General features: G+C 49.4%; 13 protein-coding genes and 2 pseudogenes. 6 read left to right on the plus strand and 9 right to left on the minus strand.

Translation table 11 applies throughout. The features are described from left to right. Positions 1 to 312 precede the first annotated feature (312 nt). The gene (locus WS68_RS26440; protein ID WP_082710115.1) at positions 313 to 1,185 is read left to right on the plus strand and encodes a sugar nucleotide-binding protein; all 873 of its coding nucleotides are present in this window, start codon (positions 313 to 315) and stop codon (positions 1,183 to 1,185) included. Between the two features lie 260 nt (positions 1,186 to 1,445). Here the strand turns inward: WS68_RS26440 and WS68_RS26445 are convergent, their stop codons facing one another. The 5 genes from WS68_RS26445 to WS68_RS27765 form a co-directional block, all read right to left on the minus strand. Beyond that, positions 1,446 to 2,153 carry a formyltransferase family protein gene (locus tag WS68_RS26445; RefSeq protein ID WP_082710116.1) on the minus strand — a complete coding sequence of 236 codons (708 nt, stop codon included), beginning with the start codon at positions 2,151 to 2,153 and terminating at the stop codon, positions 1,446 to 1,448. Positions 2,154 to 2,164: 11 nt separating this feature from the next. Further along, entirely contained in the window at positions 2,165 to 3,235 is a 1,071-nt protein-coding gene (locus WS68_RS26450) for a nucleoside-diphosphate kinase (protein WP_197419632.1), read from the minus strand. 1 nt (position 3,236) lies between these two features. After that, positions 3,237 to 3,854, minus strand: coding sequence for an NUDIX hydrolase (locus WS68_RS26455; RefSeq protein WP_197419633.1), 618 nt, complete (start codon positions 3,852 to 3,854; stop codon positions 3,237 to 3,239). A gap of 261 nt (positions 3,855 to 4,115) precedes the next feature. Further along, entirely contained in the window at positions 4,116 to 5,399 is a 1,284-nt protein-coding gene (locus tag WS68_RS29630; RefSeq protein WP_082710119.1) for an aminotransferase class III-fold pyridoxal phosphate-dependent enzyme, read from the minus strand. Positions 5,400 to 5,636: 237 nt separating this feature from the next. Next, complete coding sequence (locus WS68_RS27765) at positions 5,637 to 6,233, minus strand: hypothetical protein (protein ID WP_156429553.1); 597 nt, start codon at positions 6,231 to 6,233, stop codon at positions 5,637 to 5,639. Positions 6,234 to 6,610: 377 nt separating this feature from the next. Here WS68_RS27765 and WS68_RS27770 point away from each other — a divergent pair, with 377 nt between their 5' ends. From WS68_RS27770 to WS68_RS17325, 4 genes are all read left to right on the plus strand, one after another. After that, positions 6,611 to 6,775 carry a hypothetical protein gene (locus tag WS68_RS27770; protein WP_156429554.1) on the plus strand — a complete coding sequence of 55 codons (165 nt, stop codon included), beginning with the start codon at positions 6,611 to 6,613 and terminating at the stop codon, positions 6,773 to 6,775. A 542-nt stretch (positions 6,776 to 7,317) separates the two neighbouring features. Beyond that, on the plus strand, positions 7,318 to 8,223 hold the full coding sequence (locus WS68_RS27775) for a hypothetical protein (protein ID WP_156429555.1): 906 nt from the start codon (positions 7,318 to 7,320) through the stop codon (positions 8,221 to 8,223). A gap of 145 nt (positions 8,224 to 8,368) precedes the next feature. Beyond that, positions 8,369 to 9,430: a hypothetical protein gene (locus WS68_RS27780; RefSeq protein WP_156429556.1), complete on the plus strand. Its 1,062-nt coding sequence runs from the start codon at positions 8,369 to 8,371 to the stop codon at positions 9,428 to 9,430. Between the two features lie 179 nt (positions 9,431 to 9,609). Continuing rightward, positions 9,610 to 10,341, plus strand: coding sequence for an IS6 family transposase (locus WS68_RS17325; RefSeq protein WP_059571963.1), 732 nt, complete (start codon positions 9,610 to 9,612; stop codon positions 10,339 to 10,341). Between the two features lie 54 nt (positions 10,342 to 10,395). On the opposite strand, the pseudogene WS68_RS26465 reads toward WS68_RS17325, so the two are convergent. The 4 genes and pseudogenes from WS68_RS26465 to WS68_RS17340 form a co-directional block, all read right to left on the minus strand. After that, positions 10,396 to 10,563 (minus strand): annotated as a pseudogene (locus tag WS68_RS26465) (IS6 family transposase); the annotation flags it as partial. A gap of 112 nt (positions 10,564 to 10,675) precedes the next feature. Further along, positions 10,676 to 11,830, minus strand: coding sequence for a PDDEXK nuclease domain-containing protein (locus WS68_RS17330; RefSeq protein ID WP_059571964.1), 1,155 nt, complete (start codon positions 11,828 to 11,830; stop codon positions 10,676 to 10,678). Further along, on the minus strand, positions 11,827 to 12,105 hold the full coding sequence (locus tag WS68_RS17335; protein WP_059571965.1) for an HU family DNA-binding protein: 279 nt from the start codon (positions 12,103 to 12,105) through the stop codon (positions 11,827 to 11,829). Before WS68_RS17335 ends, WS68_RS17330 begins: the two co-directional genes overlap by 4 nt. Positions 12,106 to 12,223: 118 nt before the next feature. Next, entirely contained in the window at positions 12,224 to 12,655 is a 432-nt protein-coding gene (locus WS68_RS17340) for a hypothetical protein (RefSeq protein ID WP_059571966.1), read from the minus strand. A gap of 128 nt (positions 12,656 to 12,783) precedes the next feature. Between WS68_RS17340 and WS68_RS17345 the strand changes: the two are divergent. After that, positions 12,784 to 12,987, plus strand: a pseudogene (locus WS68_RS17345) (hypothetical protein); the annotation flags it as partial. Positions 12,988 to 13,028: the final 41 nt, after the last annotated feature.

Here is a 13,028-nt window from a genome sequence, read left to right on the forward strand (position 1 = left end):
TTCTATTCATTGATTGCATAAGGATTCCTATTCATCTCCGCCGCCTCACGCATGAACATCCTTATTGCGACAGAACCCCGTAGCCTATGTGGCGCATTCCATCGCGGTCGAGTTCATCAACGGTCAGTTCGGCACGCTCGGGTATGTGTCGCTTGTGAAAGCAGTGAAAGCTTACAATCGAAAGATGGTGCTGTCCGTTTGTCCGGCGTAGCGTTAAACTCGGCGGTCATTAACGAAAACGGAGAGAATCGGAGTGTCCCAATGCGCTTATGTAATGTGAGTAGTAAAATCAATACTTAGGATGATGTTGAAATGGCAAATCTTAATCTCTTGGTGATTGGTGGGAGTGGGTTCGTCGGTGCGAGATTAACAAAGGCTGCGGTTGATGCAGGTTGGAGTGTTGCATACACTTATTTGAAAAAAGAATTAAAAATATCAACAAAATCTTTCAGGGTCGATATTAAAGATATCCAATCCATTGGTGCATGTATTGCTGAAATTCGCCCAAATATTATAATATATTGTGCTAAGCCGTCCCTAGATGCTGATGAAGCTGATCATCAAGCGGTAAGCGTTGATGGTGTTCGACAATTACTTGGTTTATTGGACGAAGAGCACTGTAAGTTTATCTATGTTTCCACAAACGCTGTTTTTAGTGGGAAATGCGGTCAATATTGTGAAGGAGATACACCAGACGCCGATAAGAAGCATGATCAATATCGACATTATGCAATGGCAAGAGCACGGGGGGAGCAGCTTGTATTGAGCCATCCGTCAAACACGATTGTTGTTCGTACCGCGGACGTAAATGGTAGAGATGTTGAAGGGAAGCTGAATGCGCGTTTGGAATACCTCGTTAGGCAGTTACTGGCTGGACATGCGGTAGAGCGATTCTCCCGTTGCTATATGTCTCCGACGCTTGTTGACGATCTTGTCGTGGGATTGCTTCGAATTAGCAGTGCAGATTTCATATACAAAGGGGTACTTCATTTGGCAGGTTCTGATCGAATTAGTTATTACAATTTTGCGCAGCTTCTGGCGAACCAAATCGGTGTCGACCGGGAATTAATAAAATCAGATATCTCGCGTGAGCAGGATTTGAGTTTGAATAGCGCATATACTCAGAAGTTGATAAATACCTCGTTTTTAGGAGTGAAGGATCAGCTAGCGCAGATTTTTTCATAGCATCATATAGATCAATGAAAATACTCGTACAGCAAATCAACCAATGCAATTCGATCATATGCAAGCTTGGCATTCAACCAGCGCGAGGCTGCGCGACTAGCTGGAGTCGCGCAGCCATGTTGCCGTACATCTTAAAACATATTTATTGAATATTGCAATACGGAATTGTCAAATATCATTTCCAAACATGGCGGTTTCTTACGCAAGATAAGAAGAAATTTTCATCATGAAATGAAAATATTGACAAGTTGCGACTGGAGTTAATCGGACTTTGAAATATTGACAGTAACCTCATACGCATGACCGTCTCTTATAATCCGCAACCCTCTTCCATGGTAAACCCGTGCCCGCAGTTTATCGATAGTCCCAAGCTCAGCTTCGGTTAACGACACGTTGACTATATCGGACAAGGAATGGTAGGCCCCTCCCCGTTCCTGCGGAGTGGGTTCTATTTTATCCACTTTCGGCCAATTATATTTAAACATGCAAAATGCCGCTGCCTCAACCCGTTCCCATAGTGTGTCGCCAGTGTCTTCAGGATATACCGGCACCTCTTCCCTTGCGAGATAAGGCCCTGCGTCGAACTCCTCTGTCATGATATGCAACGTTACGCCAGCTCGACTACCATCCATAATTGGCCACGCGGTAGGGGCCCGTCCCCTGTTATCCGGAAGATACCCTGGATGTACGTTGAGCGGAACACAATTGGGGATTTCGAGCCATTCTTTTGTAATTCGGAATCCAAACTGTACAGATAAAAGATAATCGGGGTGCGATTGAAGAGTTTCTTTCAGACCATGCGGCCAGGTCGTAGTCCAACATTTGAAGCCATGTATATGTTGCTCGTCGATATAATTACGTTGCGACGAAGGGTGCAGGATTAAACCAAGCAATTCGCCGCGTCTCTCTAGATATCGAGCAACTTCCAGGCCAAGCCGGCAGTCTATCAACGCTACTACTTTAGCCATGATAGGTATCGTTACGATGGTAAGTGTTTGTGGAAGAAAAATGTCGTCTCTATCACAATCCGCTCCCAGTCAGAATATGGCAGGCGATGCCTACGCATCTCAGCGGCAAGAATGTCGGAAAGTTCAGGGCGATATGTTGCAGTTTTAGCGAGTTCGCTCAATATCTCAGGGCAAGAGACTTGCCTGTATCGCTGTTGTTCGATTTCACAGAGTGATTTATATCTATGCCACCGCTCACCGGCGGTACCTGTTCCTCGCAGAAGTTCTCGGTATCCTTTTGTGAGTTCGTCAGAAATCCAGACATTAGGGGCAATTGCTTCCACCAACCGCAGTTTCAGACGAATTAGATTGGAAACCAGATCGAGATCATGATGAGGATAACCGGCGAGATCAACTGCAATGCGGAACTCATTATGCACAGTTGTGACAACGACCTCCTCTGAAGCAGTACCTACGTTCAATGCGTGGGATCTCTCTAGCGCGCGTTTGAGGAATTCCGAAGATCCAAATATACGGAATTCCCAAATGGAGGAGATCGGATCATCAGAACTATGAACGAGGTTCAGTGCCATATTTGTCGAGACCATGTCGTGACGCCAGTGTCCGTTGGTAGCAAGAAACGGATTTGATGGTCCTTTGAGTTTCGCGATGAAATCACTTGCGGTTACTTCTCGTCGTACCTCTGTTGGTACTCGAATCAGAAGGCATATGACAGGTCCCATTTGATATGGGAGGTTATGCAACCACCAGGATGACAGCATGCACTGTTCATTATGTAACGTGAGGTTGAACTTGTAGAGTTCCTCAAATTCCCTGAGGCCAGAATGCAGGCACACCCAAGCTATCAAAGGCTGTGTACCCGCCTCAAGTAATCGTTCCCACAGCGACTCTTCCTTTCTTGAGGCGAGAATATCCGGTTTTAGGAGTACGAAACAACTGTTTGCGACCTCAGAATGAAGATTAACCGGTACTTCTTCCTGTAGAAGTTGCCATGTCGTAGCTAACGCAGGCGTATTACAAATGTATCCACTACCAATCAACTCTTTCGGGATTTGATTTATAGCACTTTCCGTACTTGGCATATTAGGCATTTCGCGGAGTTTCACTTTGACAGTTGGCGACAGTGTCGAGGTAACCGAAATTAAGTGCATAGAGCAAGCCGAACATTGCCGGGCATCCCGGCACATATCCGCCCTTGATCAAGGTCGGCAGCTCTTCCTTGGGCACCCAATAAAGTCGCTGAGACTCATAACTATCCTCGGGTTGTCCCATTTCCTTTTCTGCTCGCGCATATACGAAATGGAATCTCTGAGTGCTAACCCCGTCAGACGCATTTGCTCTCATAAATACTTTTGGCGTGGAGATGGCCCAACCTGTTTCCTCTAACACCTCACGAGCTGCCGCGTCGACGGAGGACTCGCCTTGGCCGATGCCTCCTGCTGGGAGTTCGAAACCGGCTGTGTCAGTGATAAATCGATGACGGTACAGAAGCAGCACTCCACGGTCTGGATGATGAACCACGACACAAACTGCTTCGTACGGAATGGTCACAACATGATGTTCATAACGATTGCCACCTATCGGCTCGACATCGATCAGATCAAGAGAAACCCAGCGGTTGTCATAGATCCGTCGCCGCCCATGGACAGTCCAGCGACTTGGCTCTGGTAGATCTGTAATCCCTGTGTATTCGTGAATCATTTTTTTCTCCAACGGCGCTCGTCCGCAAAGCAGGACTCGGATGTTGCCTCCACGGACCCCTAGTCCTTCTAACCAACGATCGCGTAGGGACAGGGATGCGTGGTGGCAAATGCTTGATGACGATGGGAGACTAAGACCAAGCGGCATTTTGAGCGAACCCAAAAGCAAAACCCCCAACCGATGCGGAACGGGACTTTGCAAATCAAGAAAGCCGAAATGGAACACCAACGCTGGATCATCGCCTCGATCTCATGACTCTGCTTAGGCATTGAGTTCGGCAAGTGAGTCACGAACTGCGTTTACTAAATACTCTAGATCCGAGTCTGAAGAGTTTAATGGCGGGGCGACTGTGAACCCTGAGCCTGTGGCGTAACTGAACGGATAAAAGAACACCCCCCGCTCTTCCACCTTCTCCATGAATGGCCACAGCAGCCCAGGTTGCAATTCAATACCATACAGAAAACCTATGCCCCTGACATCCCTAACGGCAGAGAACTCTGTAAGCGATTTTAGGCGATTGCCTAACCAAATACACCGCTGGTCGAAGCCATCAACACTGAGGTGTCGTAGCTCATCTAGGACTCCAAGGCAGGTAGCGGCTTGGAGAGGTGTTGCTGACATGGTACCCAGGGCCGGCAACGGATCTGCTCCTTCCGACTTCAGTAACTGAGCGAGCTCAGGGGCGATTAATATCGCCGACACGCTGGTATACCCTGCCCCAAGTCCTTTAGAAAGAATGCAAATGTCGGGGGAGGATCCGGGAAAATGATGGCTGGCAAGAGACTTTCCCGTTCTCCATAGGCCGGTCAGAACCTCATCGTGAATCAAAACAACGCCTCGCTCCCGGCATATTTCAGCAACTCGCCGAAGATATCCATCGGGTGGTACGAAGGCACCTCCAGTCGTTCCGTTTACCGGCTCCAAAATTACTGCTGCCACATTTTCGGATCCACGAAGATCAATGGCTCGCGCGACTTCATCTGCACACCCTGCATCACAAACGTGCCCGGGGGCCACGTTTTGCGTGTGGGCCGGAGGGTACGGGGCTTGGAATGCTGGTCCAAGACCAAATGCGTCGTCCTCTCGTGGACGTCGAACCCCATTTCCCGCTATTGCCAAAGTATAAGCGCTCGCTCCGTGGTAGCTGAGGTTTGACGACAGGACATGTCGGCGAGCTTTACCGCCGCGAACTCGCGCTATATTTCGTGCTATTGCAATGGCAATCTCCACGCCCAGCGTCCCGCTCGTTGTGAAGGCGACGTAATCGTCCGGACGATCTACGGCTTTGGTGAGCCGGTCTACCAACTCCATCTGGATATATGGACGCACCACAGCCGGTCCAGCGAAGGAGACACGGCTAAGCTGCTCGGTCACCTTGGCAATCACCACTGGATTACTGTGACCGACATTCGCGCAGAGCATGCCGCTTGATCCATCTAAGAATCGCCTTCCCCCTTTGCAATAAAGCCACGCGCCTTCGCCTCGTTCTACATCAAGGTCGGGCAACGGCCTTGACGAACTCAGAAGCCTGCTGCGGAGATTCATTCGATCACCAGTATTCACATTGCCTCTCTTTGAACTGTTTATATGTACCTATGATTAAGGATGTAACTAGCTTCCGACTGCATGACTTCCACAACGAAGTGAACAGACCTGTTGAAGGTGCTGGACAGAAATTTCGCAAGCCAAATTAGATTGGTGGTGTTTTTCCAAAAATACTATCACCGTTTGTTTAGTGCTCAATAAAAAATAAAAATTATTTTTTGAAGATAGAAATTTAAATCATTCTTCTTTTGCTGAAGGATATATATGATCGCCAAATGGATTTGGGCCCAAAAAATGGGCTAAATCCCGTACTTCATATGTATGAATACAATCTGTGATTCCTAGAATTTTAGAAATACATTGTTCCGATGCTTGGAGCAATAAAAGCATCGCGTTGGTAGCATTCGACCAAAGATGTCTCCGCTCATAATTCGATATGTTTGATGTAAGTGATAATTCAAAATCAAAACATGCATTTAGCAATTGGGATAATGCTTTGTCAAATTGAGCTGCAGGCGCTCTTTTGAGCGAATTTTCATTTTCAATGGGATTCATTGCATGAGCGGCGTCTGCAATTAACTGAACAACTTTCGGCCAATCTTTTCTTAGGCGCAAAAGTGCAGCCATATTCATCGGTTTGGCAACTTTGGCGCGAGAATCGTGGTATGGACAGTCTCGAAAATCGACTGCGGAAATAGGAAACAGCGTGGACCTCCCTTCAAGTAACGGGCGCTCGCCGCTGTCGAGAGCATCAAATGGGCGAAAGACAGCGAAAGCGAACCGCTTCCTTAAGAAGGTTAAAGACATCGGATAAGGCGGTTGCAAGAAGTCCATCGCAATGATCTGATAGCAAAGCAGTTTCACCTAAGATACGACTCGCCGTAAGGCTAACATCAAGATCGCGCGCCTTCAATCCGACACAACGCCGACGAGCAAGTCGTTCGCATCGCTATGAATTGGGGATCCATGACTGATCAGTCGTATCAAAAGTCGAAGTGATTCAGAGGAATCAGTTAAATCTGGCACTAAAATAAGACTAATGAAAGCTTAAGGCGGGTTGTATGTGCAAAGGTGTTTAATGAGATAACGGCGAGATTTGTCTATTTTTTTTTTACTATGGTAGGTTGCATAAGGTGTTTATCACCACGCCTAACCAACTCACGCCACATTGCAGTTGTGTTAGATATCTACGTTTTGCCTAGGAGCAAGCTATGCAAGCTGTAATTGAAAAACAGAGCTTTGATCTGGATGACGAATTTGATATCTGCGAGCTGTCGGAAGAGGAAATCCTGCAGGTATCCGGCGGGATTTTCGTGCAGCGGAGCGGAGGGTCGTTAATGCTGCGGAGCTCGGGGGCATCTTCCCTGAAGACCTGAGGGCATCGGGGCGGTTGATCTCCTAGATATCGGCTGACCGGCGACAGCACGAGTATACGTCGCCGGCAAACAGGAGCAAGGATTCCTTGACCTTCCAAGGTACAGACATTGGTGATTTACGTGGCAACGGGTACTCAAAACGTTGTGCAGAGTGGAGAGTCGTTGCATCCGGTTGCAAACCGATGTTTTGTTGATCCGAGGGAGTCGAATAGTTTCGTTAGCAGAGCTTTGCCCAAATTGGCAACCTTGGAGTCGCTCCAGACAATGACTCAATAGTACGACCTTGGACCTGTTGGAGGGGCTCGTATTTTGCTAAGCATTGGATAATGCCTGCGATGGAAACCTTTGTTTCGGTGAGAGGTCAATTTTAATCATGTAAGGTCATTTCTTTTAAAAAAATCAAACCTTAGAAAGTGGATAAATCATACTATCGTTCTTTTATTGACATAATACCTCCTGATCGCATCGAGAAATCTTCTAGTGTGCTGGTAATAAACTCTCGGGCCGAAGGGTTTGACAATTCTACGTCAGACGTGGATTTGATGGTTGTGATTCCAGATCTTTTACAAATGGAGGAATGGGCGCAATTTTCGAAAGATTCGATAGTAGTGGACGTATATTTTATATCTCAAGACGTCCTTTCAAATCTAGTTGACTTCAATGGTGGGGTTTTGCTAACGGAGAAAACAATTGACCTATTCCATAAGGTTCGAAAGGCTATCCCGCTTATTGGTGAATCATCATGGAATCATTACGTCGATCAGTTAAATTGGACGTTATTCGATGACACGCTGATCAATATGTATTCGAAAGAAACATCTGTTTGCATGGAGGATTTGGTTGGAAGTATAGATGAGCGAGATTTTGAGACGTCGAGTTTAACTTGTAAATTATTAATTGGCCATGCACTGGACGCTCTTCTTGCTTCTCGACATGAATCAAATCCGAGGCAAAAATGGCGATTGAAGAAGGCTCGAAGAGCATTTGGCGACGATTCGTGGATTATCAAGGAATATCTATCATTGCAATTTGGTGGATCTAGTGATGGCACGGAGGCTCTCAAATATTTGGATGAGACGCTCTTTTATGTAAGGAAAATCCAATTTCTGACTTTTTTCCCAAACTCAGCGCAGTTGCTGGATCGAATCAATAGATTCTCATACGAAAAATCATTATTGATTGATCGCTTAGCGATTTGCACTCGCTTCGGGGTTGAATATATTCTTCACCGAGGTAAACCAATTATGAGATTCTCAGAAAATGTGGCATTGATTTTTTACATTTCAATATTCTCAGCAACAGTCAGAGATCTTTTCGAATTTTGTCAAGAATATGGTGAATTGACCGGTTATTCCATTCCCGACCAAGCTGTAAGGCGCACGGTAGGGTCGCTGAGTAAGAAGCGGATCTTAAAAGCGGATCTTGTCGATCTGATAACTGATAAATGATTGAGTTAAAGTGGTGGCGAAAGAATAGAGAACCATTAAAAATACATAATTCAGATTTTGTTAAGGTGATCGCTCGCAGGAACACCATCATTGTCATGATGGCGTGATTTTTAATATATCTGAATCTAATCTGCTGGAGAAGCTAATGAGCACAGTAATTGAAATTTCTCCGAAAATAACCAAAATCGAAGTGGGTAAGTTCCAGCAAGTCACACGAGAGAGATGGTCAAGGGCAAATCAGCACGTGCTTTGGGGATGGAAGCGGGATGTTGGTGATTGTTCACGCGTAGTATATTTTTCTGGAAATCTCGGATCAAAGGATGAAAAAATTATCCTAGATCGTGGCTTCTTTTTTTTGAAGTCTATTATGCCATTTTCAGACTTTGAGTTTTTGAGGTCTGATTTTGAAAAGGCATGTGATGCTTCTCAATTTCATTTCAAAGACGTGCAGTTAAATATTTCCCGCGCGGGAAGAGGTTTTGTTGCCGTCACCCTACGTTTTGGAACCCCAACAACAGACGACTACGATCGTGTAACTCGTCTTCAACGTCGCCGCCGTAGGAAGAAGATCACACAAGGAGATTTTCCACAGTCTATATCGAAAATTTCAAGTATAGTGGATGTTCTGCCGGCAGATATTTATGTTGGTTCTGGTATGTCCTATGAATGTAATCTACCGACCCTATGCCACATGCATAATCGTTTCTCTCTCGATGATTATGAAAATAATACATTTACTGTTGGCAAATATGATAATCTTCCAAAATGGTTGGCAACTGATTTTAGGGGGACTGTTTCAAGGTTCTGTGATGTGCACACCGGTGCGCTATCTGCGCCTATATCGAACTCGTACCTTATCATCAAAGAACTCTATAAAGCTGGACTGATCGGAAAGATCTTTACGGATAATGTCGATAACATGTTTTCGTTACTTGACATACCTTATGAGCGCGTTCGGGGAAGCGGTGTTTTTAATGAAAGATATGAGGCGAAATTTTCATTTGATAAATTGCTGGTCATTGGTGTTGCGGCAGATCGCCGGGAAATAATAAAGCAGTTTAGGGCAAAGAGAAAGCCAATTGTTGTTGTAAATCCTTGCGAGGCAGTCTCTCCGGGGGTGCAGCATTTGAATTATGTTCGAAATAGTGATGCATTTTATAAAATAACTGCATTTGATTTTTTTAATCAAATCAGAGGGAAAATTTGAAATACATATATTCTAATTTCTGGTTATCGCCCTTTCTATGGTACTGTCAGGTTGTTCCAGAAGTTGGTGAATATAATGGGGCATGAAGAAAGCTTCTATCTCCGCTCTGCCGCCGGCCGAGGCGCGGGTTTCGTTCAAGGGCTACCGGTGGCACTGTCACGTTAGCGTAGGATGAGGGGATGAAGAGGACATCGCTCTATCGTGGACATCGATTTCCAGTAGCCATCATCAGTCAGGCCGTGCGTTGGTATTTCCGCTTCCAGCTGAGCCTGCGTGATATCGAGGAATTGCTGTTCGAGCGAGGCGTGATCGTCAGCCATGAAACGATCTGCCGCTGGTGCGACAAGTTCGGTACGGGGTTCGCCCATCGCGTCAAGGCTGCCCGGCGCAAACGGGGCAGCACTTGGCGTCTTGAGGAGATGGGGGTGTCGCTGCGCGGCGAACCCTATCTGCTTTGGCGCGCCGTCGACGAACACGGTGCCGAACTCGATGTGCTGCGGCAGAAGCGGCGCGACAAAGTCGCCGCCAAAAGTTTCTTCCTGCGAGTGCTGCGCACCTGCCCGGTACCACGCATGATCGTCACCGATCAGCTACGCAGCTATCCGGCGGCCAAGGCCGACATTCCGGAACTCGCGAATGTGAAGCATGTATTTGTCAAAGCCGCGGCGCGCGTGAACAACCGTGCCGAGAACAGTCATCAGCCTACCCGCGAACGCGAGCGTCGCATGCGTGGGTTTCGAGATCCGCAGCGCACGCGGGTATTCTTGTCGTGCTTCGGCCCAATTCGGCAACACTTCGCGCTCAAACGGCATGTGCTATGCGCGTCGCTCTATCGTAAGCAGCTCGCGACACAGTTCGAAACCTGGCGACTTTTCACTGGCATGACCCAAAATCCGTCTTTCGCCGCCTGAGCAACCGGCTGAACACCACGGCTTTATCCCGCCAGCCCCGACGTGACAATGCCCCCACCGGTGCACAGTTGAATGATCAACCTCCATACCGCGGTCGGCCATCATTTCTTCGAGATTGCGCAGACTCAACGAATACGCCACGTGCCACCGCACGCACAACAGGATGATATCGACCGGGAAATGCAACCGCTTCACCACTTTCGCAACGCCCCGGGGTAGCATCTTGCGCGAAATACGTTCCTGCTTCACCAGGGTGTCTGACAGATTTTTCATCCGCAGATCTTACTCTATCACGCTATCGCGACAGAACCCCTCGGAACCTCGGCCGGGAGGGTCACGCCTTGCGGCCCCGGCGCTCCAGTTCGATCCTGGTACGTTCCAATTCTCGCGCGAACGTGGCCTCATCCGGGAGGACCGTCTGATATTCCGCCGCGAGTATCTTGTTCGGTAAGTTGTCGAGTGCATAATGTGCCTCGGCCGCACCTTTTTCAGCACACAGAATCAAGCCAACCGGGGGGTTTTCGCCGGGCTTCATCCAATGTTCACGTGCGTAGTTGAGGTAGAGATGCATCTGCCCCGCGTCCGCATAGCTGAAGCGCCCTACCTTCAAATCGATAATGATCATGCATCGCAAGCGCCGGTGAAAAAACACGAGATCGACTCGAAACCAGGTCTCATCGATCCGTAGACGCCGCTGCCGACCTATGAACGCAAAGTCATCGCCGAGCTCAAGGAGGAAATCCGCCAAGTGCTGGATCAAGGCGGCTTCGAGATCCGACTCCGAATATTCGTCCTTCATGTCAAGAAATTCGAGGACAAACGGATCGCGGATCGCTTCCTCAGGCGATAGAAGATCGCCGGGTTGCGCTACAGTCGCCTTTCCGAGCAAGGACGCCTTGTTGCGTGACAGCACCAGCCGCTCATAGAGCTGACTGCTGATTTGACGGTCAAGCTGCCGCACAGACCAGCCCTCACGCAGCGCTTCGGCCTCATAAAAGTCGCGAGCAGCTTGCGCTTTCACCGCGAGGAGGCGAACGTAGGCGGACCAGGGCAACGGAAAAGCCTGGGCAATAGAATTTAGCTCAAACGCCGCGCCCGGCGGCGCCTTCACCGCCGCCTTGGTTGATTTTGCAGACGCTGTCGGGACAATCCGGGCGGGCGTGGATTGTGCAGACAGTGTCTGCACAATCCGATCCGCAGGCCACGTCAAATAAAAGGCACGCATCTGTGCGAGATTGCGCCATCCGAAGCCGCGCCCGAATCGCTCTGACAGATCGGCGCCCAAACGGCGGATCACCGCCTCGCCATAAGCGGCCCGACCCTCCCCGCCCTGCTCGAACTCAACGATTCGTCGCCCGATCTCCCAATATGTCGCCGTCATCAGGGCGTTCACCGTGCGAGCCGTCGCTTCGCGTGCCGACGCGACCACATCAGCAATTTCACGGTGCAGTCCTGCATATGCGGCCTGCCCGACATCACGCTGCGTCACAGTGCGTTCACCACGTCCTTGAACGCCTTGCCGGCGGTGAACTTCACAGTATTCGCGGCCGGGATGGCAATCTCCGCGCCCGTCGTCGGATTACGTCCCGTGCGGGCAGCGCGCTGCCCCTGCGAAAACGCGCCGAAACCGATCAGCTGTACCGATTCTCCGCGACTCACCGCGTCCGTGATCGCGTCTAGGACCGCCTGGACGGTTTTGCTCGCGTCGGTTTTGCTGACGCCCGCGCCCGCTGCGACCGCGTCAATGAGTTCCTGCTTGTTCATGAACAGCCTCGGCAACAAAGTCAAAGCTGCACCCTACCTCATCCCGCTGCACACACGCAAATCGCTGACCTCCGCCCCACCACTGCCTGCGGCGGACAGCCCACCAATGAACTCCGGCTTACACCTGTCGCAGCCACGCTCGCCAAGTGCAATCGCGAACATTTTCCGCCCGGCCGGCGCTCACACAACCAGCGGGCCGATGCGGGTGCAGCCTGGCGAGCAGGGCCGACCGCTCGGCCTCCGGCACAGAGCGAGTGGTCCAGCGCCAGCTCGCTCCAATGGTTTGCGAAACCGGGACGAGCGCGCTGAACCCATTACCGCACGGTTCGAAATTACTGAACGGCAAGACGGTCTGGAAATATTCGGTTCCGTTGCGCGGGCCGTGGTCACCGTCATGAAACGGTCTCGTTAGGCGCCGGCCAGCTGTCCCGTGGCGGGCAAGCTCGTCGACCTCGTATTTGGCGTCGACCAGTTGCTGGATCTCGTCGCGTAGCTTCGGCGAAATGTTGTTCGCGACAGGCTGGAGTTTCGCGTAGGGTGTTGCACTCATCGTTATGCTCCTTTGTCTGGCCGCTCTCAATTCGCTGAACAATCATCGGGTGCGCGCCATCGCGAGTGCAACTATCACTGAATCGGCCCGGGTTTTTCGGAGACCTCAACCTTTGAGAGAATGGGGTCATGGAAACCTTAAAACCTGAAAGCAATGTAAAAAAGAAGGCCCAACCGAAATACTCGGCGGAGATGCGCGCACGCGCCGTGCGGATGGTGTTGGACCACCTGCGGGAGTACGAATCGGAATGGGCGGCCATCAGCTCGATCGCGGCGAAAGTCGGCTGCACGCCGGAGGGTTCTGTCGCAATAAGGATGTTCATGCGTGAGGCGGCGGAGATGAATAGGAATCCTTATGCAATCAATGAATAGAA

The organism is Burkholderia sp. TSV86, assembly GCF_001522865.1.
Classification (GTDB): Bacteria; Pseudomonadota; Gammaproteobacteria; order Burkholderiales; family Burkholderiaceae; genus Burkholderia.